The sequence below is a fragment of the Phyllobacterium sp. YR531 genome, assembly GCF_000282595.1.
Classification (GTDB): domain Bacteria; phylum Pseudomonadota; class Alphaproteobacteria; order Rhizobiales; family Rhizobiaceae; genus Phyllobacterium.
The window spans coordinates 103,612-128,689 of sequence record NZ_AKIZ01000037.1 but is presented as its reverse complement, the minus strand read 5'-3'; the positions used below and the strand labels follow the sequence as shown (position 1 = coordinate 128,689).

Sequence of the window (25,078 nt, the reverse complement as noted above, 5' to 3'; positions counted from 1 at the left end):
CATGATGACGCAGTGGCTGACGGTAATAGGGATAGGTGAAGACGGGTATGATGGCCTTGGCCAGAATGCGCGCGATGCATTGGCTGCGGCTGGTACGATATTCGGAGGGCAGCGCCATCTCGATTTCTTGCCTGCGGAGCTTGGTGCGAAACACGTAACCTGGCCTACGCCATTTTCGGATGCATATGCCATGTTGCTTGCTTTGCGCGGTAACAATGTAGCAGTACTTGCCAGCGGTGATCCAATGCATTTCGGCATGGGCGCTACGCTGACGCGATATGTCAGCCCGGATGAAATGCTGGTTTTGCCATCACCATCATCATTCTCTCTTGCAGCCGCCGCCATGGGGTGGCCTATACAGGATACGCAATTGCTAAGCGTCCATGGGCGTCCGCTTGAGACATTAGCCAAGTCTTTTGTGCCCAATGCAAAGCTGCTGATCCTTAGCAATGATGGCGAAACGCCCGCTCATGTAGCGCGACTTCTGATCGAATCCGGATTTACGTCCGCACACTTGTCGGTGCTGGAACATTTGGGTGGTGCGTCAGAAAACAGGATCGAGGGTGTAGCACAAAGCTGGGATAAACTGCGATGTGCAGATCTTAATGTGCTGGCCGTGGATTGTGGAGCGCCCGAGCAATTTGCACTTTCCTATCCTGTTATTGGCGGGTTGCCCGATGAGGCATATCAACATGACGGGCAACTGACCAAGCGAGATGTGCGTGCAGTGACGTTGGCGCATCTGGCACCGCTGCCGGGTGAAACATTGTGGGATGTCGGTGCAGGCTGTGGATCAATCGGTATTGAATGGATGCGCTCGCATCCGGCCTGCCGAGCATTTGCAATTGAGGCTGATGAAAAACGGCAATCCCTGATTATGCAAAACAGTAAAACTCTGGGCGTTCCTGAGCTGGAGCTTGTGCGCGGCCAAGCCCCGGGCGTGCTCGCAAAGCTCAACTCGCCAGATGCGATTTTCATTGGCGGCGGCGTGACGGATGATGGCGTGCTGGAGGCGTGTTGGCTTGGCCTGAAACCTGGCGGGAGGCTTGTCGCAAATGCTGTCACAATCCAAAGCGAGATGGCACTAGTGAAATGGCGGGAAATTTATGGGGGAGAACTCATCAAGCTCCACGTTTCGCATGTGCAGCCGCTTGGCAATTTTGATAGCTGGCGATCGGCGCTGCCAGTCACTATTTATACCGTGCGCAAGCAGCCGTAATGATTGTCTACGCATGTCCACGACAGGATTAAGACAGGATTATGCTTTCTAAGGGGATCGGGAGATTGCAATCGGGTGGAAATTCATATTCTTAACGTATTAAAAGACGTTTGAATGCCGTCCTGAGAGCAATCAGGGAGTCAGGAGCAGGAAACACCCATGGCAACGTATAAGTATTTCATCTGGCCAATTCTTTTCACAATTTTCGGTCTCGCCGCTGGAGCCTGGATCGGTTTCATTTATTCCGGCAATGTACAGGGCGCTTTGGCTGTCTTGTTTATCTGCGCTGTTCTGGGTGTGCTGGAAATTTCGCTGTCATTCGATAATGCCATCGTGAATGCCAAAATCCTGAAAGATATGGACCCGGTCTGGCAGCATCGCTTTCTGACGTGGGGTATTATCATCGCTGTCTTCGGCATGCGTATCGTTTTCCCGCTTGCCATCGTGGCGGTTGCGGCATGGATCGATCCGATTTCTGCGATGAAGCTGGCAATTTCCAATCCTGAAGAATATGCGCGCATCATGAAAGAAGCCCATGTGGGCATTGCTGCCTTTGGCGGCACCTTCCTGATGATGGTGGGCCTGAAATTCTTCTTCGATCATGAAAAGGACGTTCACTGGATCAAAGTGATTGAAAGCCGCGCTTCACGCTTCGCTTCGATTCAAGGCATCGAGGTTGGCGTTGTCCTCATCCTGATCATTTTCTTCTCGCGGCAATTGGTCGGCGAGGATTCTGTTACGTTCCTCACATCGGCGATTTACGGTCTTCTGACATTCCTGGTCGTCGAGGGCATCGGTGCCTTACTGGATGCTACCCAGGAACAGATGGACACCGTTCACAAGGGGGGGCTTGGTGCATTCCTCTATCTGGAAGTGCTCGATGCAAGCTTCTCGTTTGACGGCGTTATCGGTGCCTTTGCGCTTTCGACCAACCTGTTCGTGATCGCAATTGGCCTCGGCATCGGCGCATTCTATGTCCGGTCACTGACGATCATGCTGGTGGAAAAAGAGACCCTGGGCCAGTATCGCTATCTTGAGCACGGCGCTTTTTATGCGATCCTCGTTCTTGCAGTCATCATGTATTGCCAGACGCTGGTTCATATTCCGGAGGTCATAACAGGCCTTATCGGAGCGGCGCTTATTATCTTCTCGCTGATTTCGTCGATCATCTATCGTCGCCGTAACCCGGAAGCTGTTGAAGCGTAAAGCCACAAAACGAATATTTTTTGAGGGAACAATTTTAGCGCCTTAGGGGTTGGACCTTTCTTGCCGAAAGGAGACTGCCCCATGGAACTTGATCCTCAAAACGCGTTTTCAGCTATTCAAGCGGCTGTTCGCCAAGCAAGCGCCCTTATCGTGACCTATTCATTTTCTGTAATAGGGGCGATATTGCTGCTGATAATCGGCTTTCTCGTTGCGCGCCTCATAGAACGCTGGGTCTACGCCGGTCTCGGGCAGGTCAGCGGTTTTGATATGACCCTGCGGCGTTTCTTTTCGAAGATTGCGCGCTATGTTGTCTTGGGTCTTGTGATCGTCATGGTCCTTGGCCAGTTCGGTATCCAGACCGCATCAGTGATAGCAGCCATAGGTGCTGTCGGTTTGGCCATTGGCTTGGCGTTGCAGGGAACTTTGCAGAACATCGCAGCGGGAATTATGCTGCTTGCGCTAAGGCCGCTACGTATTGGCGAATATGTGGAAGTCGGAAGCGTTACAGGAACTGTCGAAGAGATCGGGCTTTTTGCAACACGTCTGCGTGCGGCCGATGGCATATATGTGCTTGCGCCAAATTCCACTTTGTGGACGCAGCCTGTCAAAAACTTCACACGTAATGGCGCGAGACGAAACGACATCACCGTTACAATCGATAACGCGGAAGATTTCGACAAGATACAAAAAGTATTGACCGGCCTCGCCGACAAGAATCCCCACGTAAAGAGTGATCCGTCACCAAGCACGTTTATTGCCGAACTTGGAGAAAGCACGATGAGCATCACCTTGCGTTATTGGACTGCAGTGCCGGACTTTCTCGCTGCGAAAATTGACCTCAATAAGAGCGTGAGAAATGCGCTCAACGTAAAATAATAACAGGATGGGCCAGGGAACTGCTTCTGCAATGGCCCGTTCTACTTTGTGAATTTGACAGAGTAGGCAATAGAACATAAAGTGAACAGGCATGAAGAAGACGCTACAGGAACGCTTGGCAATTTTATCGGATGCAGCAAAATATGATGCATCCTGTGCCTCAAGCGGAACGACAAAACGCGATTCCTCCCGTTCCGGCGGTTTGGGCTCTACGGAAGGGTCAGGGATTTGTCATGCCTATGCTCCGGATGGGCGCTGTATTTCCTTGCTGAAAATACTTCTCACAAATTTTTGTATTTATGACTGTGCATATTGCATCAACAGATCGTCGAGTAATGTCGAGCGCGCCCGCTTTTCAGTAGAAGAGGTGATCTGGCTTACGCTTGAGTTCTATCGTCGGAACTACATTGAAGGACTTTTTCTTTCATCCGGAATTATCCGATCTTCCGATCATACAATGGAAGAGATGGTCAGAATCGCAAAAGAGCTTCGCACGACGCATAATTTTCGCGGATATATTCATCTCAAATCCATTCCCGAAGCCTCACAACACCTGATTGAAGAAGCTGGACTTTATGCAGATCGCCTCTCGATCAACATTGAACTGCCAACAGATTCAGGCCTTGCGAAATTCGCACCCGAGAAAAAACCCGGCAATATCCGCAAGTCGATGGGCGACCTTCGGCTGCAGATCGAGGCAGCAAATGATCCGACGCTACAGACTAAACGGCGCAAAAAATTCATACCGGGCGGGCAAAGTACGCAGATGATTGTTGGTGCGGATGCCGCTAGTGACTCTACAATTTTGCAAACAAGTTCAAGGCTTTATGGTAGCTACAGTTTGCGCCGGGTCTATTATTCGGCGTTCAGCCCGATACCGGATTCATCAAAAAACCTGCCGCTCATAAAGCCGCCACTGGTTCGCGAACATCGGCTTTATCAGGCGGATTGGCTCTATCGTTTTTATGGATTTGGTATTGAAGAAATCACTTCAGCCCGGCCGGATGGAATGCTGGATCTTGATCTTGATCCGAAACTTGCATGGGCTTTGGCTCATCGCGGAAAATTTCCCGTAAACATAAACAGAGCCGAACGGGAGATGCTTTTGCGAATTCCCGGGCTTGGGACGAAGACAGTCAAAGCCATTCTGGTAGCGCGCAAGCATCGTAGTCTTCGTCTGGACGATCTTGGGCGACTTGGTGTTTCCATCAAGAAGATAAAAGCATTCATTGTCGCCGAAGGGTGGTCGCCGCATAGTCTTATTGACAGCGCAGATCTGCGGGCAGTCTTCAGTCCAAAGCCTGAACAGTTGACATTGTTATGACTGTAGCAGCTTGTCTTGATACTGCAGCCAATTATGATGAATGGCGAAATATAGCCAAGGCAATGCTGGTCGATAACGTGCCACCAAAAGAGGTAGACTGGAATTACCAAGCCCGAGATTCAGGTAGTCTTCTTGATACATTGCCAACGACGCGATCACACTCGGCGGTTAAAGTAATTACTGTGCCAAAAGAGTTTGTCCCGCTGGCAGAAAAGGTCATCTGCCACTCAAATCCGCAGCGCTTCGATCTGCTTTACAGGCTGCTGTGGCGGCTGCAGAGCGAAAAGAAACTGCTTGAAATCCTGTCGGATGAAGACGTCGTGCTTGCCCACAAGATGGAAAAATCGGTCCGCCGCGACAGTCATAAAATGAAGGCATTTGTCCGCTTCAAGGAAATCCCCGAGCCTGACCAGCTATCGGGTGCAAGGCGTAAATTCTGGGCATGGTTCGAGCCGGATCATTTCATTGTCGAGCGCGTGGCGCCGTTCTTTCAAAGGCGGTTTACGGACATGGACTGGATCATCGCGACGCCGAAAGGTTCGGCGGTCTGGGACGGAACTGCACTCACAATGTCTCGTGATCCGGCAGTAAAATTGGATACAGACGACGCCACGGATGATCTTTGGCGAACCTATTTTGCCAATATTTTCAATCCTGCAAGACTAAAGATAAAGGCAATGCAGGCAGAAATGCCAAAGAAATACTGGAAAAACCTGCCAGAAGCCGATTTGATTCCGGACCTCATAAATACGGCCGAAGCGCGGGTGCAAGCAATGCGCGAACGGCAGGCGACAATGCCGCCAGTATTTCACGAGAGATTGCAGGCAGTGGTAAAAACTGAGAAGGACAAGCCGCCAGAAGCAGCGGGATCACTCGCCGATTTGAAGCACCAGGCAGAACAATGCACGCGCTGCGATCTATATAAAAACGCTACTCAAACGGTATTCGGTGATGGACCAGAGAATGCTGATATCATGTTCGTGGGCGAGCAACCGGGGGATCAGGAGGACTTGGCAGGGCTACCCTTTGTCGGTCCCGCCGGAAAGGTTTTTGACATGGCGCTTGATTTGGCCGGTATTGATCGAACCAAAGTATATGTCACCAACGCCGTCAAGCATTTCAAGTATATACCAAGGGGCAAAAGACGCATTCACCAGAAGCCGAATATGGGCGAAGTTCGAGCCTGCCGCTGGTGGTTAAAGAAAGAAATAGAATTCATCAAACCAAAACTGATTGTTGCGCTGGGTGCCACTGCTTTAACCTCGCTAACTGAAAAGCAACAGCGGCTATCCGACTTCCGGGGCAAAGAATTTCCCTTTGGTGCCGGTCAGAAATTGTTTGTAACTGTTCACCCTTCGTACCTTTTGCGCATTCCGGAAGAAGATATGAAACACGTGGAAACAGAGAAATTTATTAATGACATCCGTTTGGTGAAAAAGCTGGCTATAGCCAGCTAGGTGATCATCAATTCTTGCGATTTGCCTTGCGCAGCAAGAGCTTTCAAGTCTACGAACGTTCTCTCGATTTTCTCGTTTTCTGGTGTTCTCTTGCAGACCGTTTCAAAGCCCCAAATAGCTTCATATATATTGTCCTTTGTCGCACTTGTTGGCGTCCTTCAGCTTGGATTGCTTTCGGCGCTTCTGGCCGGTTTGCTGGTCTATAGTCTGGTACATATGGCAGCGCCTCTTCTTGGGCGGATGGGCGTTTCAAACGGCCTGACAAGAACAGTTGCGCTGGCATTACTTGCGCTAATTTTTATATTTATCGTTGTTGTTGGCGTGATGCGTGGCTTTGCCCTGCTGACCGATGGCTCGGAAGGCATTGTCTCGCTGTTCCAGAAAATGGCTGAAATCATCGATACAGCGCAACTTCATCTACCCACTTGGGCTCGCGATTATTTCCCTTCCAATCTAGAGGAGGTGGAAACCCTTGCAGCAGGCTGGTTACGCAATCATGCTGGCCAGTTACAGCTTGTCGGGCGGGATATTGGTATTTTGCTGATCCGGATTATCCTAGGCATGGTGATAGGCGGATTGATCGCGCTGACATCTGTCTCGCCCCATAAAAAGCCTGGCCCGTTGGCTGTGGCGCTAACCGAACGCGCAGCACTGTTAAGCAACGCTTTCCGCAATATCGTGTTTTCGCAGTTGCGAATCTCGGCCTTAAATACGTTTTTCACGGGCATTTTCCTTGCAGTAGTATTGCCCGCCTTCGGTATCCATCTGCCGCTTGTCAAAACGATGATTGCAGTAACATTTATCGTCGGTTTGCTTCCGGTAATCGGTAACCTGATCTCAAACACAGTTATTGTGATTGTGGCGCTCAGTGTTTCTTTTGTAGCGGCCGTTGGTTCGCTCGCATTCCTGATCATTATTCACAAGCTCGAGTATTTCATGAATGCGAAGATTATCGGATCGCGCATCAAAGCTGGCGCATGGGAACTGTTACTGGCCATGATTGTTCTTGAGGCTTGGTATGGCATCGCAGGACTTATCGCCGCTCCGATTTACTATGCCTATCTGAAGGACGAATTGAAGCTGCGCGGATTGATCTGAGTGCTGGAATTTCTTAGACGCTGATTCAACGGGACAGCTTGTTTTCAACCAAGCGCAACCAAATTGCAGCCATAGATTACAATTCTGCTTGCAGAATTGAGAGATTTGCTCGCATTTTTGGGTTTTTTCTGTGAAGCTGACACTTAATTGCTGCGCCCCGGGTTTCTCGCTGCTGTTTCGGGTGTTTCACGTAGCTGTTCGATGTGCGCACAGATTCCGCTGGCTCGTTTGCCACCTTCATTATAGGGTCTGAGACAATTTAAAATCTGGAGTTGCAAATGCCATCATTTCCAAATGAGGTCCGTTCAATCCTCAATCGCGTCATCGGATCGTCTCCGGCTGACCTTCGTTTGGTGGCGCAACGTCTGCATGATCACGCGGTCGAGGAACGCATGCCGGTCGACGAAGTGAAGCTGAATCTCGCACAGCTTGGCTATGCCAATATTTCGGATTTCTGCCGCGATCTCGATTTGCCGCCGCATGTTGCTGAACGTTGGGAACGCTTTGGTGTCTCGTCGGAGATGAAGCAGGTTTTTGGCATGTTGATCAACCAGCGGAAAAAGTTTGCGGCAGCGGCGGCAGAGTTTGAAGCCATCACCCATGTCGGGCTCATGGATTTTCTGCGCAGCCGCGGTGTGCTTTAGGTGCTTTGGTTTGATCATCAGCAATCACGCTCCGTCATAAGACTGTAGATAATGCGAACTAAGCTTCAAGCTCGCTGCACCGCGCAATAGATTGTGGTTTGCACAATGACTGTCGGCTAAGTTTTCTCAGACATTTCGATAACAGCTTCGTTTGTCATATAAGTTTCATTGTTCAAATGTATTTGACAAAAGACAAATGAACATGGACACTCTTCCGGCATGATGGGTCGCAAAGAACCCGCTATGCGTGGTGGAGGATTTTTCGTGGGCACGTGTCCCCTCGATTAAACCGAATCCCCTCAGGGAGGAGAAAACAATGAACAAGCTTCTTAAAATGACAATTGGTTTGCCAGCTCTGTTGGCTGTGTCGCTCGCCTTTGGTGTGGCTAATGCTGAAACATTGAGCCTTTATACGTCGCAACCCGATGCGGATGCGGCAAAGACTGTCGAGGCCTTCCGCAAGGTCAATCCTGATATCGAAGTACAGGTATATCGCTCCGGCACAAGCGACATCCTCGGCAAACTGGCCGCCGAATTCTCGGCAGGCGCGACGCAGGCCGATGTGTTGCTGATCGCCGATGCCGTGAGCATGGAAGGTCTAAAAAAGCAGGGCAAGCTCCAGTCCTACGAGAAAGCGAATGTCGAAGGATTCGACAAGGATTCCTACGATGCGCAAAAGACTTATTTCGGCAGCAAGCTGATTACGACAGGTATCGCTTATAACTCGGCTGCAACGTCCAAGCCGGAACATTGGGCGGATCTCGCCAAGCCTGAATATAAGGGCATGATCGTCATGCCGAGCCCGCTTTATTCCGGTGCAGCTGCTTATCTGCTCAGTGGATTTGTTGGCAATTCAGAACTTGGCTGGGGCTATTTCGACAAGCTGAAGGCTAACGAGACTGTAGCGGTACGCGGCAATGGCGCTGTGCTGAAATCTGTTGCGAGCGGTGAGAAGCCTTATGGCATTCTGGTTGACTTCATGGCCCTGAATGCCAAAGCCAAGGGATCACCAGTTGAATTCGTATTCCCGTCTGAAGGTGTTCCTGCGGTGACTGAGCCCGTCGCGATCATGGCAGGCTCCAAGAACCTTCCTGCTGCACAAAAGTTTGTCGACTTCATCCTTTCCGATGATGGACAGAAGCTGGCACTTGAACAGGGCTATCTCCCTGCCAAACCTTCCATTGGTCGTCCTTCGTGGTTGCCCGAAGGTGTGCAGGTAAAGGTTATGCCAATCGAAACCTTGAAAGTTCTTGAAGCGACCGATGCGGACAAGGCCAAGTTCTCGGAAATGTTCGGCGGCTAAGACGCTTCCGGCAAGAGAGTTCAACTGAGCTTCTTGCCGTTCCAGTTAGCAATTGCGTCGTGCGTGGTTCGACAAGCTCACCATGAGGAGGGTGGATGGTTGCAAAAACTGTTGCAGCGTCTCAGAGAAAAGCTCTTGCAAAGCACTACTTTCCTCATGGTGAGCCCCGTCGAACCACGCACGGCGATAATGCAATGGGTTTAGCACAATGAATGCTTGGGACCGTGAATGATTATTTCAGGTGAAAAGCGTCGGGGCGCCGATACAGCCCTGATCGCAGGTGTGGCGATCATCGTCGCGGTGCTTTCCATTGTGCCGATGCTGCGTCTCGCCTTTGAGATCGTAATGCCACAAGGCAGCTTTTCCGCCGCGCCGCTTCGCACAGCGCTCTCCGGTTCGGCCACGTGGACGGCAACTTGGCATTCTTTGCAGGTCGGCATAGGCGGTACATTGCTGGCAGTGGTGCTAGGTACCACCGTTGCCCTTCTGGTGAGCCTGACCAATGTGCGCGGACGCAGCAGCTTTGTTTTGCTTTATGTGGTTCCACTGCTCATCGCGCCGCAGGTGACGGCACTGGCTTGGCTACAGCTCTTTGGTCCTGCAAGCCCCTTTCTCAAACTTATCGGCATGGCCCCGGCGCTTGGCAGCAAGAACCCGCTTTATTCAACGACAGGAATTATCGCGCTGCTGGGCGTTCAATATGGGCCACTGGTTTTCCTTATGGTAAGAGCTGGCTTACGTAAACTACCGCGTGAACTTGTAGAAGCAGCACTAAGCAGCGGTGCTGGCAGGTGGACGGTTCTTCGTACAATCATTATACCCCTTATGACGCCTTCAATCATTGGCGCTACGGCTCTGGCCTTTGTTTCTTGCGTCGGCAATTTCGGCATCCCTGCATTTTTGGGCATTCCCGCAGGCTATCTCGTCCTGCCGACATTGATCTATCAACGTCTGGCTGGCGGTGGACCGGCGGTGCTTTCCGAAGTTGCCGTTCTTTCCATGCTTATCGGCCTTATCGCCATGGCTGGAATTCTGGCACAGGATTACGCATCCCGCCGCCGTGATTATCGTATTGCTTCCACTTCGCTCCCAGCCGCCCCATTTGAGCTTGGCCGTTGGCGACCCTTGGCGGAAACCGCCATGTGGATGCTTATCGTCATTGTTCTGGTCCTGCCTATTGTTGGACTGTTTCTGACGTCGCTTGTTGCAGCATATGGCGTGCCGCTCAGCATGAAGACCGTCACACTCGCCAATTATGCATTCGTGCTTTTTGAACATGCGGCGGCAAAACGGGCCTTCTTCAACAGTTTTGGCCTTTCCATTGCTGCCGCTGCTTTTGCAGTGCTTGTAGCGGTTCCGCTAGGCTATTTGATAACCTGGCGCAAACGGTGGTGGACCAACTTCCTCAATCTTTCGGCAGAACTGCCCTATGCGTTGCCGGGTGTGGTTTTGGCCATTGCCTCGCTGCTGTTGTTTCTTAAGCCGCTGCCGGTCATTGGCCTGCAGATATACAATACGATCTGGATTATTCTTTATGCCTATCTGGCGCGGTTCCTTGTGCTGGCATTGCGTCCGACGATCAGCGGGTTACATCAGATCGACCGTTCGCTTGAGGAGGCAGCGCAGGTCGCGGGGGCGGGACTTATCAGGCGCATGCGCACAATCGTCTTTCCCTTGGTTGCACCGGCAACGCTTGCCGGGGGCGTGCTGATTTTCATGACGGCATTCAGCGAACTGACTGTCTCAGCGCTGCTGTGGGCCTCGGGCTCGGAAACCATCGGCGTCGTTATTTTCTCCTTTGAGCAGGGCGGCGATTCCAATTATGCGGCCGCCATATCCACTCTGACCATTGTCGTGATTTTTGCGCTGATGCTGTTGACCAATCTGTTCGCACGCAGCCTTCCAAACGGAGTTCTGCCATGGCGGGATTGAAAATTGAAAATGTGACCAAGACGTTCGGCGATTTCGACGCATTGTCCAACGTTTCGCTTGATGTTGCCAATGGTGAATTCGTTGCGGTGCTTGGTCCTTCCGGCTGCGGCAAGACCACATTGTTGCGGTTGGTTGCGGGTTTCGAGCAGGTCAATAAAGGAACAATCACTGTTGGCGGCAAGGTCATGTCCGACTCGAAATTGAACGTGCCGCCGGAACAGAGACGGGTTGGGATCGTCTTCCAGAATTACGCCCTTTGGCCGCATATGACCGTTTCTGAAAATGTCGGCTACAGCCTGAAAGTAGCAAAGGTTGAAAAAACAGAGCGGGAGCGGCGCATTAGTGAAGCGTTGGCGCTGGTCGACCTGCAGGGTTATGGCGACCGCCGCCCGGCCAATCTTTCCGGCGGACAGAGACAACGGGTGGCCTTGGCGCGATGCCTCGTTTCAGCACCTTCGCTGGTGCTGTTCGATGAGCCGTTGGCAAATCTCGACGTTCACCTGCGCGCTTCGATGGAGGATGAATTTGCCTCCTTCCACAAGCGCACCGGCACAACGATCATCTATATCACCCATGATCAAGCCGAAGCCATGGCGCTGGCGGACCGTATTGCCGTGATGGATAGGGGACATCTGGTACAGTTTGCGACGCCGCGTGAGCTTTACGAGCAGCCGGCAACGCCGATGGTTGCTTCGTTCATCGCTCAGGGCATGGTGCTTCCGGCAAAGGTTTTGACTGCCGAAGCTGGCGGACAGTGCAAGGTGGAAGTCCTTGGACAGGAGGCGGTTTTCCGCTGCCGTGCCGGACAAGCCGTAACGGGCGATGCAAAGGTGTGCATTCGCGCCGCTGACATTATCCCTGCAACGAATGGCGGCATTGAGGTTACGATCAAGCGTAGCATCTATCGTGGCGGTGGATCGCGCATTGAGGCTGTTGCTGGAGATGAAACGCAGGAACTGCATTTCGATCTGGCTGATCCGAAACGGCTGGCTGAGGGTGAGACAACGCGCATTACAATCACCTCCGGTTGGGTCATTCCGGAGGCAAATGTCTGATGCGGATTGATCTCTATGGCGGCTTTGGAGAAAAGGGCCGGACCAGTGTTGGCATTGCAAGCGGCGGCAAAAACATTCTTTTGGACGTAGGCATTAAAGTTGGCGCGACGGGCAGGGAATATTATTCCGCCATCGACGACGCGGCCATTCAAAAGCTTGATGCCGTGTTCATTTCGCATGCGCATGAAGATCATATTGGCGGGCTGGCATGGTTGCAGTCACGCGGGTTTCACGGGCGCATTTTCATGACGGCGGAGACCTTTGCTGAGGCTGCGGCAATGCTGAACCAATATGGCGAGCAGGACCATGTGCAGGCTTTTGCAGTTGCAGCAAGAAAGGCGGAGCTTTTCACATCCGGCGATACAATTGACTTAGGGGGCTTGAGCGTATCAACCGGACGTTCCGGCCATGTGGCGGGCGGTGTATGGTTTGCAGCCAGCAACGGGCAAAAATCGGCTGTCTATACTGCCGATGTCGTCCCCGACAGTGCAGTTCTGGCCATGGACCCCATTCCGCGCTGTGATCTGCTGGTGCTTGATGCCTCCTATGGCGATGACGCCGTTTCGAGCGAGGAGCGAATTGCCGCGATCCGGCATTGGATTGCAGAGCGCCCCGATGGTTGCCTGTTGCCGGTGCCGCTTTCCGGTAAGCCGCTGGAGTTGATGGCGATCCTGCCCGAGCGCTTTGCCATCCATGGCAGCATGCGCGAGCCTGTGGCGGCACAGATTGCCGCAAAGGGCGCCTTTCGCACCGGGGTTGATGCATTGCTAGCGGAGCGGCTGGCCAACGCTCTGGACTGGTCGGAATTTGATTCTCTGCCGGACTGTCCGCTGATGACTTTTGATGGCATGGGAAGCGCCGGACCATCGGTGGAAGCGATAGGCCGGGCGGCAGACCAGCAATATCCGATCCTGCTGACCGGTCACATTCCACCCAATACGCCAGCAGCCGAACTTTTTGAGACACAGTGTGCGGCGTGGATAAGGTTGCCAACTCACCCGACGCGGCAAGGCAATGTGGCAATCTGGGAGGGGGCAGGGCGTCCTGCAACACTTGGTCATTCGTGCTCACTCGCATCACTGGCTGCACTGAAACAATACCTGCCTGCGCTGGACGATACGGCGCGTACCGGCGGGCATATCGACATATGAAAGCGACTGCTATGAAAATTCTGGTTTGCAATGATGATGGCATTGATGCGCCGGGGTTGGCTGTTCTGGTGGATGTTGCAAGGCAATTGACGGACGATGTCTGGGTCGTCGCGCCTGACGGCAAGCGCACTGCGGCGGGCGCTTCCATTACAGTTGGCAGGCCATTGACCATGCGGGAGATTGAACCGAAGCGCTACTCCTGTTCGGGGACGCCAGCCGATTGCGTGGTGACCGCGATGAGTTGGCTGTTCAAGGAGGGTGCGCGACCCGATCTGGTGCTTTCAGGTATTAATGACGGGCGCAACGTGGCGGAAGATCTCGCCTATTCGGGCACGCTCGGTATTGCGCGCGAGGCTAGTTTTTGGGGCATTGCCGCAATCGGGTTTTCGCGGGTTAAAAAGCCTGAGCAGACGGCAAATGACGTCAAATGGCTTGCCGATTTTGTCAGGACACTGTGGAAAGAGCGGGATGAGTGGGTGCTTGAAGGGCACTGGCTGAGCGTCAATCTGCCAACCTCGCTACCTGCAGAAATTCGCCAGCCGCGTATCGGGCGGGACAAGATTGCGCTGACATCCGACGTGGTGAGCAATGACGGCGACGTGACGGTTCTCAACGTGCCGCGCGGGCGTGCGCATACGAGCGAAGAGGGGGACGATAATGATCTGATCGATCGCGGCTATGTCTGCGTCAACCGGCTTAACTGGTTTGGGCAGGCGCAGCTTGATGCAGAGCTGCTTGAAAGTCTTTAAAAGTGATCAGCCGCGTCGTGCGATCAGGATACCGAAGATCACAATAACGCCGCCGATTGCCTGCATCAGCCCTATCGGCTCACTGAGCAGGAACCATGCCAATGCAGCGGCAACAACTGGCTGTAACAGCAGTGTCAGCGATGAAAACGCCGGAGGCAGGAAAGCCAGCGCATAAGTTATCATGCCTTGGCCAGCCGCATGGGAAATCAGGGCAAGGCCTGCCAGCATGGCCCAGCCAAATAGCGTCAAAGGGATGAGGCCGGTTTCAAAGATCACGGAGACCGGCAGCATGCAGACCGCTGCAGACGCCGTGCTCCAGATCATGATGGTGCGGGTGGAAAAGCGCACGCGCAAACGCCCGATGACCAGAATATAACCCGCATAGAAAATGGCGGCGACCGCAGCCGTTGCGTCACCAGCAAGCTTCCCATCACCCAGCGCCGCAGGACCACCCTTCAAGACGACAACGCCGATAAGCGCGGTCGCAAGCCCTATCAGGAATATGCCGCTGACATGAGCACGAAAAATCGCCCAGCTACCAAGGGTGACGAAGATTGGCGCAAGGTTGGCCAGAAGCGTTGCATTGGCAACGGAAGTCATATGCAGCGCCAGATGCCAAGCAGCAAGGTCAGCAGCAAGGAATATGCCGGGCATGGATAGCCAGAAATAATCGGCAAGGCTGTCCGGCCGCGCATCACGTTTCACACCCGGCATTGCTTTTGACCATATCAGCAGCGGAATGAAAGCCAGTGCCACACGCCAGAAGGCGGTCGTCATCGGCCCGACTTCTGACAGGCGCACGAAAATCGGCGAGCCGCCAATGGCGATACCGCCAAGCAGCAGCGCAGCAAGGGCGAGGCGATTGGCGTTGGCCGCGGTTTTTACGGGGTGGGCAGTCATGATTGGCTTTCCAGTCTACGGCACGTCTCTATACGAAACCGCAAACAGTGCAAATTCGAATGTTTGATGCTTTCGATCAATGCGGCTTCACCAGCCTCTGGGAACCAAACCCCTTATCATCGGTTGCAATTGGATATGACAACCGACAGCTACATTGTTCTGATCTCCTTGTTCGGGCTGGTCGTCCTGATGACGTCCTGGCTGCCTATGGTGCTGAAAGAATTTCCGCTTTCCCTTCCAATTGTCTGCATAGCCTTCGGAACATTGTTTGTCTGGACTCCGCTCTCTTCAATGATTGGCGATAACCCGCTCGACAGCCGCTATCTGACCGAAAAAATTACCGAGTTTGTTGTCATCATCGCGCTGATGGGGGCAGGATTGAAGATTGATCGGATACTTGGCTGGCGTAGTTGGATGACAACGTGGCGGCTATTGGCAATTTCGATGCCGCTGACCATCGGCGCGATTGCCCTGCTGGGCTGGAGCTTTCTTGGTCTTGGACTGGCATCATCGCTGTTGCTTGGATCATCGCTCGCGCCCACTGATCCGGTGCTCGCCAGCGATGTACAGGTAGGCCCGCCGCTGTCGGGTGAAAAAAGCGAAGTGCGATTTGCACTGACTTCCGAAGCTGGTTTGAATGACGGGCTGAGTTTTCCGTTCGTGCATCTGGCCATTGTGATTGCAGCTTCTGCAACGACAGGTGCGCCGTGGCTGCGTGACTGGGTGATTATCGACGTTGTGTGGCGGCTTGCGGCAGGTGCCGGGCTCGGCTGGGTTACGGGGAAACTGCTCGGATATCTCACATTCCATTTGCCGAACCGCGCGAGACTGTCGCGCACAGGTGACGGGTTTGTGGTGCTGGGTATTACCTGCCTGAGCTATGGGCTTATCGAAATGGCCCATGGTTATGGATTTGTCGGGGTTTTTGTTACAGCGCTGACACTGCGCCATGCGGAGCGTGACAGCGGCTATCACGAAAACCTGCACAGTTTTGCCGAACAGATCGAGCGCCTGATGATGATGATCGTGCTTGTCTGTTTTGGTGCAGCCATTGCGGAAGGTAGCGTCTTCAAGGCTCTCGACTGGAGGGTGATCGTGGCTTCACTGGTCATCCTTTTTCTGGTTCGTCCCATTGCCGGATGGCTTGGTCTTTTGGGAAGCCCAATCCGCAAAAGGGAAAAAGCGGTGATCGCGATTTTCGGGATCAGGGGGCTTGGTTCATTCTATTACCTCGCCTACGCACTTGGTCATGCGCCATTCTCTCACGTCGAGATATTATGGGTCACAGTTTCGCTGGTAGTCCTGATATCCGTTGTCCTGCATGGAATTGCAGTGACGCCGGTCATGCATTGGCTGGAGCGGGAGAATGATAAAGCTGATCGGGAACAAGTCGCGCCTTAAGCGCCGAGATCGTGTCCCGTCAGGAAAAAGAGCGCATAGGCCAGACAAGGAACAAACCAGATGAGCGCCCAGATGCCGAAACGTTTATGGGTAGTCCAAGCGAGAATCGGTCCAAGTACTGCAGAGATTGGCCAGACGCTGAGGATATAAAAATACTTCTTGGGGAAAGCACCCGTGAAGGCGAGTGACATCATGGCCGGTGGAAAAGACAACACGCACAGAATTGTGCAAATAACGAAAATTGCGATAAGTGGCCTACGCATGCGTCGCTGATCCGGATTGTTGGGATGAAGAATTCGAATATTCACAAAGTGCTTATCTGCACCATAACCGCTCTTTTGTTCTGCGGTTTCGGTTGGTCCGTATTGTATGTCCGCCATTTCGTCAACAATGCGATGGAAGCTCAGGGGCATGTGGTGAGACTTGTTCGAAGTGACTCGAAAAAAGGCTATGTTTTCAAACCCGTTGTTGCGTTCCAGGCCATTGATGGCACCAATGTCGAGTTTACATCGTCAATGGGAACATCTCCTCCGCATTATGAAGTGGGGGAAAGCGTGGTCGTATATTATGATGCCAAGGACCCGCATTCAGCCATGTTGAATGACTGGATTTCGCTTTGGGGCGGTCCCGCAATTCTTGCTGTCATCACGGCTGTTTTCAGTTTCATAACCTACATGATCTACTTCCGGGTAAGCCTGAAAAGCCCGCGAAAACGGCGAAAGACTATTCGCCCTAGCGGCTCCGGTTCCGGTTGATCCATTCAAAGTCCGCGTTCAGCGCTGTATCGACTTTCGTCTGCATGCTGCGGTATCGTCGTAGCAACTCTTCACCGAATTCCGTTACCACAGCTCCGCCGCCCTGTTTGCCGCCGCGTTGTGAGTCGACGACCGGCGTTGCGAACATTGCGTTCATGGCACTGACCAGCAGCCATGCCCGTCGGTACGACATGTCCATGGCGCGTCCCGCTGCAGAGATGGAGCCAGTATCGCGGATATGTTCAAGCAGTTGCATCTTTCCCGGACCCAGCCGCTCCTTGTCAGGAAAGTCGATACGCACATAGGTTTGCAGATCGCCTTTGGCATTTGAAATCATTGTAATTGCACCTTTGAAATCCGGTTCTTATCTATATCAACGCACGGAGCAAAGTACATTGCCGGTCGACTTGCGTTTGCTTGACAAGCCGGTCGCTTCGGCAGAAATGTGGCCCGTCATGCACAAGCCCATCAGGGAAGGTCAGTTTTCATGTTTGCAGCACAAGCGATAACCCAAGGCGACAAGCCACAGTTCTACAAGGAACTCGGCGACCAACTGGAAGCACTGCTTGCAGGCGAGAATGATCCGACTGCCAATGCTGCCAATACATCGGCGCTGATTTTCCAGATGCTGCCAGACATTAATTGGGCAGGCTTTTATTTCCTGCGTTCACAAGCAGAGCTTGTCGTTGGACCCTTTCAAGGCAAGCCCGCCTGCGTGCGCATTCCGGTAGGGCGCGGTGTATGCGGCAGCGCTGTCGAACGCGCAGCTTCAATTCTGGTGGAAGATGTGCACGCCTTTCCGGGGCATATTGCCTGTGATGCAGCCTCACGATCCGAACTGGTGGTTCCCTTGATTTATGACGGACGCGTCTTCGGCGTTCTCGATCTGGATAGTCCAACGCCTTCGCGCTTTGACAGTGATGATCAGGCTGGCATTGAAAGATTGGCGGCGATCTATACGGCCGCTTGCACTTGGGAAGAACAGGTGGACTGATCCATGCTTGATCGGCCAGCCCATGCGACGGAAACCTCTGTTGCCGAGATGATTTTCGGTACTTGGGAGGTGACTCGCAAAGTAATCGATCATCGCGCTGGCGCGGTTTATGCATTTTCGGGGCAGGCCGAGATTGCGTGCGAGTTGTTTGAAGAGCGCGGTGAAATGTCGGTTGGCGGGAATGTACTTCAGGCGGTAAGGACTTACGGGCTCATTTTTGAAGACGGTGCTGTGCGAGTGCTTTATCCAAGCGGCAACGAGTTCATCAGCGTTGGGTTTGATGGAGCACAGCGGGTATCGCATCTTTGCGGGAGTGACCTTTATAAAGGCCGCTTTTTCTTTGAAAGCATGGATAGCTGGGTAGAGGTTTGGCGGGTCAACGGGCCGCAAAAGCGATATTCGAGTTTGAGCCGGTATGTGCGCTTAACCTGATAAGTTCTGCATTACCATTTTGCGTGGTTCGACGGGCTCACCATGAGGAAGATTGGTGATTGCAGGGAGCCACATTCTGCAACTTAGCAACGCTTCATGCAGCTAACCATACTTCCTCATGGTGAGCCCCGTCGAACCACGCATTACGGGTATGCAAGACGCGCTAAGTCTTTACGCTACACAACCCTTCCAATATCTCCGAAGCTTTGCTGCTGTGTCTTTGTGTATGCCGCAGCATGCGGAAATTGCGCACAGGCAAATCGAATGCTGCTTTGATTACCAGCCCTTCGTGCAGATAGGCTCGCGCGGCGGCGCTGGAAATCACAGCGGCGCAATTACCCGCGCAGACCGCGGAAAGCACCGCTTCATTTGACGGGAGAACGAGGGCAAGTTTCAGATCATCATGGGACAGTTTGAGATTGTCGATTGCATGTTCAAATTCCGAGCGCGTGCCGGAACCCTGTTCCCGCATAACCCATGATGTTTGCCCGACAAGATCCTTGGCCGTCAAAGGCCGCCGGTCAGCCCAAGGATGTTGCGGAGCAACCACGATGATCAACGCGTCTTCTGCAACAATCTTTGCTGAAAGAAGGGGGGCTTCGATCTCGCCCTCGACGAAGCCCAGCTCAGCTTCGCCTTGTGTCACCGCTTCGGCCACCGTTCGCGTATTGCCGATGGTCAGATCGATCTCGATGCCGGGATAGTCCTGCTTGAAGCGCATCAGGAATGGTGGGAGCCAATAGCTGGCAATTGTCTGGCTGGCGTAAAGGCTGAGTTTGCCGCGACGCAGGCCGCCCAGTTCTGACAACATAAGTTCAGCTGAACGAACCCGGGCGATTGTCGCTTTGGCTTCACCCAGAAACACGCGACCGGTTTGGGTGAGTTCAATACGCCTTCCAACGCGGTGGAAAAGCTCGACACCGTAAAATGCTTCCAGATTTTTAATCGCGCTGCTGACTGCAGAAGGCGTCAGATGAATAGCGGCGGCAGCCTGCGTAAGATGTTCGCGTTCGGCAACCGCGACGAAAATGGCAAGTTGTTCAAATGTCATGAGAATACCATTCGATTTTATCGAATAAAACATGACATAACATTCGATGGATGTCGATGATTGGAAGTGAGATAAGCGGCTACCACTAAAGTCTGAAACGGCAAGCTCATGTTCATTCATCAACGCGCATTTTCTGTTCTCCCCGGCCTCGCATTGTGTTGTGCTGTCGCGTTTGTGGCGGTTATTGGCGAGCATATCGAGACGGCAGTATTCGGCGTCAGATGGGTGGAAAGTCTCGTGCTGGTTATTGTTGTCGGCATTGCCATACGCTCATTACGTCAACCGGATCGCTCGCTGGCGCCAGGTATCGATTTCAGCGCAAAGTTTCTTTTGGAAATGGCAATTGTATTATTGGGCGCTTCAATCAGCCTGACGGCGATGAAAGGTGCTGGCCTGACGCTTATTGCAGGTATTGCGGGAGTAGTCGCCCTCTCGATCACCATCAGCTATGGAATAGGCCGGTTGTTCGGCTTGCCGCCGAAGCTTGCCACCCTGATTGCTTGCGGTAACTCAATTTGCGGAAACTCCGCAATAGTGGCAGTAGCGCCCGTCATTGAAGCAGACCGCAAGGAAATCGCCGCCGCGCTGACCTTTACCGCAGTGTTGGGCATAGTGGCCGTATTTTTGCTTCCGCTGCTTTACTTCCACACCATGATAAGCGTGCCGCAATATGGCGTGCTGGCCGGGTTGACGGTCTATGCGGTGCCCCAAGTTATTGCTGCGACAGCGCCAGCAGGACTATTGGGCATGCAAACCGGAACCTTGGTGAAGCTGGTACGGGTGCTGATGCTCGGTCCTGTGTTGATCGTGCTCGGTGCAATCATGAAGGCCGACCTTCGTCATGAAACACCAGCGGTGCGGCGTGAAATATCCCTCGTACCATGGTTCATCGGCGGGTTTGCCGCGATGATGATCCTGCGTTCACTGGGTCTGATCCCCGAGGCGGCAATTGCCCCTATGGCTCAGGTTTCCAATGTACTGACAATTATTGCCATGGCGGCGCTTGGCCTTTCCGTCGATATCCGTTCAGTTGCCCATGCGGGCGGGCGGGTCATGGCGGCTGCAATTCTTTCACTTGCGTCGCTGGTTGCAATCAGCTTTGGCCTGATAGCCTTGCTGCAGCTTGCTTGAACTTATAGTCGAGTGTCCTGGAATAGCTGTGATCCCCGGACGAGCAGGTTTATCAATAAACTATAGGGCGTAGAGGCGATTTTCTGTATAATCAGTTTCGGGTCTGAACCCCAGTGATGATCGACGACGATCAGTTAAATTTATGCGATATATGTTGCGTTTATTGAACTTATTCATTTACTATGAATTACTGAAAGATTGGCTCTACTTAGGATTGCAACAAGCAATAAACACAACTTAAATACACTTTAAATATAAAATTGATTTTCTCCAGTATCGGCTGTTGTTCATGATGATATTTCGAGTCGCAAGTATTGTGCCCATAGCAATTGAAGACATAATCTTATTTTTTCTGGATTGGTTCGCATCATCTGTTAATTGCTCTGACTAAGCCCGTTGAGCGCTCTGTGAAAAATCATTCAGTGAAGAAACTGCAAATCATGAAAATGAAGCTGTTCGCGACTCGAGGCCGTCTGAAGATACGGCTTTGGGGAATGGCTCTGATTGTTATCATATGTACGCTGGTGATGGCGGGGTCGACTATTTTAATCTCTGTCGCATCGTTTTCAAAAGCGCATACCAATCTGATGGACGTGAAGCAGTTTGCCTCCGTTTTCGAAGCCGCCAATTTCATTTCGGCAGAACGTGGGCCCGCCAACATTCTGATGACAGCAGACGATACAGACCGCAGTCAAGCCTATAACAACTGGAAGGCTGCCCAGCAAAAGACTGATGATGCGCTGAACAAGCTCAATGCGAGCATTATTCCCGATAATCTTGTTCAGGGCGTTCGCCAGGAACTTCGGCTTGGTCGCAGAAAGGTTGAGGCGACACAGTTGAAAGAACGCGCCATGCTGCGTTTTGATGAAGTCCAGGGCGCAATTGACCAGATGTTTGCGGCTTGGGACAGCTACAGGGCAATCATCCAATGGCAGGCAGCATATCTTCTGCGCCACGATCGCGATTTGGGAGCAGTGGTTATTAAAGGCATGATGCTAACCAGCTTGCGGGAATATGCTGGACGATTAGGATCATACCTGGTTGCACCAATGGCCTTGAACCAGCCGATCCCAGAGGAAAATGTGATAGAGAGCCATGTTCTCCGGGGATATATTCGCGACATGTGGTATTTGATGGAACCCAGCAGCGAGTCTCACCCCGATTCCTCTCCTATTGTTCAAAAGCGCAAAGAAGCAAATTTGCTCTATATGAATCAAGGGCTTGCCCTGATAGACGAACAGGTTCAAGCCGCACAGAGAGGCGGAGCATTCTCGCTGGACACAGCGACATTTACGAAGCGCTATGTTGCCGCGATGAAGCCACTGGGAGAATTACGCGGCATTTATCTTGCCGCTTCCATCGATGAGTTCGAGGGCCGTGAAGGGACTGCGCGAAAAGCACTTTACCACACCAGTGCCATTGCAATCCTGATCCTCGTACTGGTAATCGGTCTGGTTGCTGTCGTTCAGTATCATATTTTCGGGCCACTTTTCCGGGGCGCGGAGGCGATCGTAAATTTGGCCGATGATCGTCCCTCGAACCTCTCCCGAGAGTCCGGCCACGTTGCGGAGATTCAAACACTTTACTCCGCTATCGAAGTCATCACAGCAAAATTGAAAGAGCGCTCTTTCCTCATGAGCCAACTTGAACATTTGGCGCATACGGATGGATTGACGGGCCTTCTCAACAGGCGGGCATTGGATGATTTGGGAAGTTCAATAACCAGTGCCGAGCATGGAGAACGTGTTCCATATTTTATACTTGCGGACATTGATCACTTCAAAGCCGTCAACGACAAACATGGCCATCTTCTTGGCGACCAGGTTTTGCGAGAAATTGCGAGGATCATGCGCAATACAGTCCGCGAAAGTGACATTGTCGCCCGATTTGGGGGTGAGGAGTTTGCAATATTGCTGCGTGGGTATTCAGCCGCCGATGCCGCAATGGTTGCGCGCCGGTTGAGGATTGCAATCCAGCATCATTTGATTGCTATACCCGGCGGAAGTTCCCTCAAAATTACAGCAAGTTTTGGGGTTGCAGAATGCAAGAACGTGCCTTGGTCTGAAATAGTCAATCGTGCAGACATGGCGCTTTATGCTGCCAAAGCAGCAGGGCGCAACCGGGTGCGTTTCTCTGGATATGATGACGTGCGTCAAAGAAAAAAGCTGAAGGAAGCATCCATGACACTTTCCTGCCAACGACAATCATAGCTCAATATCCACTACAAAAATTAGAACGCCCCTCAACATCAACGCTTGCCAAATCGTTTTGCTGGCGTGATGAAGGTGCGGCGGTGCGATGCCCGATGACCCAAGCCATTGCACTTTGTTTGACAAGCCGCATTGCTTCCTCCCGGGTCAGTCCTGCGTCCCTCAGGAGACGGTCATCGGCTTTGCCAAGAACATCAAGAAGAGCTTGCCGTTGCTGACGAAGAACGAGCCAGCCGGTTATAACCGTTTGCAGATCTGACATGGTATCCTCCTACGGAATATATCATGTCAGCGTGTTTGCGATATTTGACAAACAAATAGAAATTATGCCTGTCATGCAAAATTCTTATTGCTGATTATCAGGCGATCGTTGGCGTTATTCCGCCTTCGACGCGAAGCGCGGCACCATTGGTTGCAGCCGACAAGGGGCTGGCAACGTAGGCGACCATGCTGGCGATCTCTTCGGGTTCTATCATGCGTTGCAACAGTGACAAGGGACGGTCGTTGCGGAAGAATTCAGCCTCCATCTCATCGGCTGGCAAGGTGGGGTCGCTGACAACGCTTTTCAGGAAATCCACAATACCCTCAGACCGTGTCGGCCCCGGTAGTACGGAGTTCACAGTGACTCCAGTGCCTTTGGTCAGACCCGCGAGGCCACGGGAAATCGAGAGTTGGGCAGTCTTGGTCATCCCATAATGGATCATGTCGGTAGGGATCAGCAGGCCCGACTCGCTTGCGATGAAAATGATGCGGCCCCAGTTCCTTGCAAGCATTCCCGGAAAGTATTGCCGGGCAAGGCGGGCCCCGCTCAGGACGTTGACTTCGAAAAACTTCCTCCAGTCCTCGTCTGTAATCTCGGTGAAGGGCTTGGATTCGTAGATGCCGAGATTGTTTACCAGAATGTCGACCGCCGGCACCTGCTCGCCAAGAATCTTTGCACCTTCCGCAGATGCAGCATCTGCAAGAACCGCGCGCACATGAGACTTTGTTGTTGGGGAAGCTGCCCCGCGTACTTTTTCTAGTGCCTCTTCAAGCTTCGCCTGAGATCTGCCGACAATGGTTACATGCGCATCCTCGGCTGCCAGCCTCTCGGCAATTGCCAAGCCGATACCCGCAGTCGAGCCGGTCACAAGCGCAGTCTTGCCTGCCAGTTTCAAGTCCATGGAATTCTCCTTCGGGTTGAGTGGCCTTTAGAGGATCATAGGGTCGCAACCATGACACATCCAATTATATATTCTGCACATTTGACATTTGTACCACGAATGATGAGTATCCCAGTCATTTGCAATTCTTATTGAAAGAGATCCGGTGAAGCTTCCCTTGGATAGTGAACTGCTTCGGGTTTTTGCTGCGGTTGCGCAACACGGCAATGTTACGCGCGCGGCAGAGCAGGTGGGTCGCACCCAGTCTGCAGTCAGCATGCAGGTAAAGCGTCTTGAGGATATTCTGGGCGAAAGCCTGTTTGAGCGGGGTTCGCGAGGCGTGATGCTGACCAGTCAGGGCCGGGCGCTTCTCACAAGCGCCAACAGGATCATCAGTCTGCTGGATGAGACGGCGGCGTCTATCCGCGCAAAGCCGCTGGGTGGTCCCGTGCGGATCGGCATACCGGAAGAGTATGGCTATACGGTCTTGCCGCGTGCACTGGCCGCCTTTGCCAACCAACACCCTAACGTCGAGGTGACGGTCAAGTGTGGTTATTCCTCAGCACAGATTGCGGCGCTGGAGGCGGACGAACTGGACCTTGCTGTCATATTTGACCAACAGCAACCGCCGGTTGGAGAGGTGCTCTTCGTGGACCCGACGGTCTGGGTTACCTCGGACACCCATTGTGTCCATGAAAATGATGTCGTGCCCATCGCCATTTATGAGAGTTCAAGCTGGTGCAAGAAGTTTGCCATTGGCTCTCTAGAAACATCGAGGGTCAATTATCGCGTTGCCTATAGCTGCGATACAAGTGGTGGCCTCAAGATCGCCGTAGTTTCCGGGCTTGCGATAGCACCTCTTGCATCAAGCAATATTCCTGCCGGATGCAGGGCGTTGACAGAAGTTGATGGTTTTCCGCTGATCGATTCTTCCAATGTGGTCTTGAAGAGGAATCCACTCAGAAAGAGTGCTGCAATAGACGGGATGGTAGCGGTCATCCGCGAGGCCTTCCGGCCAGCGACAATCGCAACTTAACCAAACAAGGCA

The 25,078-nt window shown here is 52.6% G+C and carries 25 protein-coding genes; 19 read left to right on the top strand and 6 right to left on the bottom strand.

Features of this window, described 5'->3' with window-relative positions:
• Positions 1–4 precede the first annotated feature (4 nt).
• From PMI41_RS20450 to surE, 12 genes are all read left to right on the top strand, one after another.
• A complete protein-coding gene (locus PMI41_RS20450) occupies positions 5–1,219 on the top strand; it encodes a bifunctional cobalt-precorrin-7 (C(5))-methyltransferase/cobalt-precorrin-6B (C(15))-methyltransferase (protein WP_040856215.1) in 1,215 nt (404 codons plus the stop codon).
• A 159-nt stretch (positions 1,220–1,378) separates the two neighbouring features.
• Positions 1,379–2,425 carry a DUF475 domain-containing protein gene (locus PMI41_RS20445; protein ID WP_008128045.1) on the top strand — a complete coding sequence of 349 codons (1,047 nt, stop codon included), beginning with the start codon at positions 1,379–1,381 and terminating at the stop codon, positions 2,423–2,425.
• 81 nt (positions 2,426–2,506) lie between these two features.
• A complete protein-coding gene (locus PMI41_RS20440) occupies positions 2,507–3,301 on the top strand; it encodes a mechanosensitive ion channel family protein (RefSeq protein ID WP_008128043.1) in 795 nt (264 codons plus the stop codon).
• A gap of 91 nt (positions 3,302–3,392) precedes the next feature.
• Positions 3,393–4,625 (top strand): putative DNA modification/repair radical SAM protein, encoded by a 1,233-nt coding sequence (locus PMI41_RS20435; protein WP_008128041.1) that lies wholly within the window; start codon positions 3,393–3,395, stop codon positions 4,623–4,625.
• Positions 4,622–6,082, top strand: a complete 1,461-nt coding sequence (locus tag PMI41_RS20430) for a UdgX family uracil-DNA binding protein (protein WP_008128040.1) — start codon at positions 4,622–4,624, stop codon at positions 6,080–6,082. The genes PMI41_RS20435 and PMI41_RS20430 overlap by 4 nt, the downstream gene beginning before the upstream one ends.
• Before the next feature lie 90 nt (positions 6,083–6,172).
• Positions 6,173–7,180: an AI-2E family transporter gene (locus tag PMI41_RS20425; RefSeq protein WP_244423982.1), complete on the top strand. Its 1,008-nt coding sequence runs from the start codon at positions 6,173–6,175 to the stop codon at positions 7,178–7,180.
• A 278-nt stretch (positions 7,181–7,458) separates the two neighbouring features.
• Positions 7,459–7,824 (top strand): hypothetical protein, encoded by a 366-nt coding sequence (locus PMI41_RS20420; RefSeq protein WP_008128038.1) that lies wholly within the window; start codon positions 7,459–7,461, stop codon positions 7,822–7,824.
• Between the two features lie 316 nt (positions 7,825–8,140).
• Positions 8,141–9,127, top strand: a complete 987-nt coding sequence (locus PMI41_RS20415; protein WP_008128037.1) for an ABC transporter substrate-binding protein — start codon at positions 8,141–8,143, stop codon at positions 9,125–9,127.
• A 228-nt stretch (positions 9,128–9,355) separates the two neighbouring features.
• Positions 9,356–11,059: an iron ABC transporter permease gene (locus PMI41_RS20410; RefSeq protein ID WP_008128036.1), complete on the top strand. Its 1,704-nt coding sequence runs from the start codon at positions 9,356–9,358 to the stop codon at positions 11,057–11,059.
• Complete coding sequence (locus PMI41_RS20405) at positions 11,047–12,114, top strand: ABC transporter ATP-binding protein (RefSeq protein WP_008128034.1); 1,068 nt, start codon at positions 11,047–11,049, stop codon at positions 12,112–12,114. The genes PMI41_RS20410 and PMI41_RS20405 overlap by 13 nt, the downstream gene beginning before the upstream one ends.
• Positions 12,114–13,265: an MBL fold metallo-hydrolase gene (locus PMI41_RS20400; RefSeq protein ID WP_008128032.1), complete on the top strand. Its 1,152-nt coding sequence runs from the start codon at positions 12,114–12,116 to the stop codon at positions 13,263–13,265. The genes PMI41_RS20405 and PMI41_RS20400 overlap by 1 nt, the downstream gene beginning before the upstream one ends.
• A gap of 11 nt (positions 13,266–13,276) precedes the next feature.
• Positions 13,277–14,014 (top strand): 5'/3'-nucleotidase SurE, encoded by a 738-nt coding sequence (gene surE, locus PMI41_RS20395; protein WP_040856101.1) that lies wholly within the window; start codon positions 13,277–13,279, stop codon positions 14,012–14,014.
• A gap of 6 nt (positions 14,015–14,020) precedes the next feature.
• On the opposite strand, the gene PMI41_RS20390 is transcribed toward surE, so the two are convergent.
• Positions 14,021–14,914: a DMT family transporter gene (locus PMI41_RS20390; RefSeq protein WP_008128028.1), complete on the bottom strand. Its 894-nt coding sequence runs from the start codon at positions 14,912–14,914 to the stop codon at positions 14,021–14,023.
• A 135-nt stretch (positions 14,915–15,049) separates the two neighbouring features.
• On the opposite strand from PMI41_RS20390, the gene PMI41_RS20385 reads away from it, so the two are divergent.
• Positions 15,050–16,315, top strand: a complete 1,266-nt coding sequence (locus PMI41_RS20385; RefSeq protein WP_040856202.1) for a cation:proton antiporter — start codon at positions 15,050–15,052, stop codon at positions 16,313–16,315.
• Here the strand turns inward: PMI41_RS20385 and PMI41_RS20380 are convergent.
• Positions 16,312–16,578: a hypothetical protein gene (locus PMI41_RS20380; protein ID WP_008128024.1), complete on the bottom strand. Its 267-nt coding sequence runs from the start codon at positions 16,576–16,578 to the stop codon at positions 16,312–16,314. The genes PMI41_RS20385 and PMI41_RS20380 overlap by 4 nt on opposite strands.
• 24 nt (positions 16,579–16,602) lie before the next feature.
• On the opposite strand from PMI41_RS20380, the gene PMI41_RS20375 reads away from it, so the two are divergent.
• The gene (locus PMI41_RS20375; RefSeq protein ID WP_008128022.1) at positions 16,603–17,070 is read left to right on the top strand and encodes a DUF3592 domain-containing protein; all 468 of its coding nucleotides are present in this window, start codon (positions 16,603–16,605) and stop codon (positions 17,068–17,070) included.
• Here PMI41_RS20375 and PMI41_RS20370 read toward each other — a convergent pair.
• Positions 17,048–17,407, bottom strand: a complete 360-nt coding sequence (locus PMI41_RS20370) for a winged helix-turn-helix domain-containing protein (RefSeq protein ID WP_008128021.1) — start codon at positions 17,405–17,407, stop codon at positions 17,048–17,050. The genes PMI41_RS20375 and PMI41_RS20370 overlap by 23 nt on opposite strands.
• Positions 17,408–17,557: 150 nt before the next feature.
• On the opposite strand from PMI41_RS20370, the gene PMI41_RS20360 reads away from it, so the two are divergent.
• Entirely contained in the window at positions 17,558–18,064 is a 507-nt protein-coding gene (locus PMI41_RS20360) for a GAF domain-containing protein (protein ID WP_008128019.1), read from the top strand.
• Positions 18,065–18,067: 3 nt separating this feature from the next.
• On the top strand, positions 18,068–18,496 hold the full coding sequence (locus tag PMI41_RS20355) for a DUF6314 family protein (protein WP_008128016.1): 429 nt from the start codon (positions 18,068–18,070) through the stop codon (positions 18,494–18,496).
• Between the two features lie 163 nt (positions 18,497–18,659).
• On the opposite strand, the gene PMI41_RS20350 is transcribed toward PMI41_RS20355, so the two are convergent.
• Positions 18,660–19,547, bottom strand: a complete 888-nt coding sequence (locus PMI41_RS20350) for a LysR substrate-binding domain-containing protein (RefSeq protein WP_040856193.1) — start codon at positions 19,545–19,547, stop codon at positions 18,660–18,662.
• Between the two features lie 108 nt (positions 19,548–19,655).
• Here PMI41_RS20350 and PMI41_RS20345 point away from each other — a divergent pair, with 108 nt between their 5' ends.
• The gene (locus tag PMI41_RS20345) at positions 19,656–20,678 is read left to right on the top strand and encodes a YeiH family protein (RefSeq protein WP_008128013.1); all 1,023 of its coding nucleotides are present in this window, start codon (positions 19,656–19,658) and stop codon (positions 20,676–20,678) included.
• Between the two features lie 440 nt (positions 20,679–21,118).
• The gene (locus PMI41_RS20340) at positions 21,119–22,888 is read left to right on the top strand and encodes a GGDEF domain-containing protein (RefSeq protein ID WP_157179451.1); all 1,770 of its coding nucleotides are present in this window, start codon (positions 21,119–21,121) and stop codon (positions 22,886–22,888) included.
• 1 nt (position 22,889) lies between these two features.
• On the opposite strand, the gene PMI41_RS20335 is transcribed toward PMI41_RS20340, so the two are convergent.
• Both PMI41_RS20335 and PMI41_RS20330 read right to left on the bottom strand, forming a co-directional pair.
• Positions 22,890–23,150 carry a hypothetical protein gene (locus PMI41_RS20335; protein WP_008128008.1) on the bottom strand — a complete coding sequence of 87 codons (261 nt, stop codon included), beginning with the start codon at positions 23,148–23,150 and terminating at the stop codon, positions 22,890–22,892.
• A 97-nt stretch (positions 23,151–23,247) separates the two neighbouring features.
• A complete protein-coding gene (locus PMI41_RS20330) occupies positions 23,248–24,051 on the bottom strand; it encodes an SDR family oxidoreductase (RefSeq protein ID WP_008128006.1) in 804 nt (267 codons plus the stop codon).
• A 145-nt stretch (positions 24,052–24,196) separates the two neighbouring features.
• Between PMI41_RS20330 and PMI41_RS20325 the strand changes: the two genes are divergently transcribed.
• Positions 24,197–25,066: a LysR family transcriptional regulator gene (locus tag PMI41_RS20325; protein WP_008128004.1), complete on the top strand. Its 870-nt coding sequence runs from the start codon at positions 24,197–24,199 to the stop codon at positions 25,064–25,066.
• Positions 25,067–25,078: the final 12 nt, after the last annotated feature.

Excerpts from the sequence above, each read along its gene's own strand:
- PMI41_RS20345 (WP_008128013.1), top strand. The coding sequence starts at position 19,656 with ATGTTCATTCATCAACGCGCATTTTCTGTTCTCCCCGGCCTCGCATTG.
- PMI41_RS20380 (WP_008128024.1), bottom strand. The coding sequence starts at position 16,578 with ATGCGTAGGCCACTTATCGCAATTTTCGTTATTTGCACAATTCTGTGC.
- PMI41_RS20445 (WP_008128045.1), top strand. The coding sequence starts at position 1,379 with ATGGCAACGTATAAGTATTTCATCTGGCCAATTCTTTTCACAATTTTC.
- PMI41_RS20330 (WP_008128006.1), bottom strand. The coding sequence starts at position 24,051 with ATGGACTTGAAACTGGCAGGCAAGACTGCGCTTGTGACCGGCTCGACT.
- PMI41_RS20340 (WP_157179451.1), top strand. The coding sequence starts at position 21,119 with ATGAAAATGAAGCTGTTCGCGACTCGAGGCCGTCTGAAGATACGGCTT.
- PMI41_RS20350 (WP_040856193.1), bottom strand. The coding sequence starts at position 19,547 with ATGACATTTGAACAACTTGCCATTTTCGTCGCGGTTGCCGAACGCGAA.
- PMI41_RS20450 (WP_040856215.1), top strand. The coding sequence starts at position 5 with ATGACGCAGTGGCTGACGGTAATAGGGATAGGTGAAGACGGGTATGAT.
- PMI41_RS20375 (WP_008128022.1), top strand. The coding sequence starts at position 16,603 with ATGAAGAATTCGAATATTCACAAAGTGCTTATCTGCACCATAACCGCT.
- PMI41_RS20355 (WP_008128016.1), top strand. The coding sequence starts at position 18,068 with ATGCTTGATCGGCCAGCCCATGCGACGGAAACCTCTGTTGCCGAGATG.
- PMI41_RS20440 (WP_008128043.1), top strand. The coding sequence starts at position 2,507 with ATGGAACTTGATCCTCAAAACGCGTTTTCAGCTATTCAAGCGGCTGTT.
- PMI41_RS20430 (WP_008128040.1), top strand. The coding sequence starts at position 4,622 with ATGACTGTAGCAGCTTGTCTTGATACTGCAGCCAATTATGATGAATGG.
- PMI41_RS20435 (WP_008128041.1), top strand. The coding sequence starts at position 3,393 with ATGAAGAAGACGCTACAGGAACGCTTGGCAATTTTATCGGATGCAGCA.
- PMI41_RS20360 (WP_008128019.1), top strand. The coding sequence starts at position 17,558 with ATGTTTGCAGCACAAGCGATAACCCAAGGCGACAAGCCACAGTTCTAC.
- PMI41_RS20415 (WP_008128037.1), top strand. The coding sequence starts at position 8,141 with ATGAACAAGCTTCTTAAAATGACAATTGGTTTGCCAGCTCTGTTGGCT.
- surE (WP_040856101.1), top strand. The coding sequence starts at position 13,277 with ATGAAAATTCTGGTTTGCAATGATGATGGCATTGATGCGCCGGGGTTG.
- PMI41_RS20335 (WP_008128008.1), bottom strand. The coding sequence starts at position 23,150 with ATGTCAGATCTGCAAACGGTTATAACCGGCTGGCTCGTTCTTCGTCAG.
- PMI41_RS20370 (WP_008128021.1), bottom strand. The coding sequence starts at position 17,407 with ATGATTTCAAATGCCAAAGGCGATCTGCAAACCTATGTGCGTATCGAC.
- PMI41_RS20420 (WP_008128038.1), top strand. The coding sequence starts at position 7,459 with ATGCCATCATTTCCAAATGAGGTCCGTTCAATCCTCAATCGCGTCATC.
- PMI41_RS20405 (WP_008128034.1), top strand. The coding sequence starts at position 11,047 with ATGGCGGGATTGAAAATTGAAAATGTGACCAAGACGTTCGGCGATTTC.
- PMI41_RS20390 (WP_008128028.1), bottom strand. The coding sequence starts at position 14,914 with ATGACTGCCCACCCCGTAAAAACCGCGGCCAACGCCAATCGCCTCGCC.
- PMI41_RS20410 (WP_008128036.1), top strand. The coding sequence starts at position 9,356 with ATGATTATTTCAGGTGAAAAGCGTCGGGGCGCCGATACAGCCCTGATC.
- PMI41_RS20385 (WP_040856202.1), top strand. The coding sequence starts at position 15,050 with ATGACAACCGACAGCTACATTGTTCTGATCTCCTTGTTCGGGCTGGTC.
- PMI41_RS20400 (WP_008128032.1), top strand. The coding sequence starts at position 12,114 with ATGCGGATTGATCTCTATGGCGGCTTTGGAGAAAAGGGCCGGACCAGT.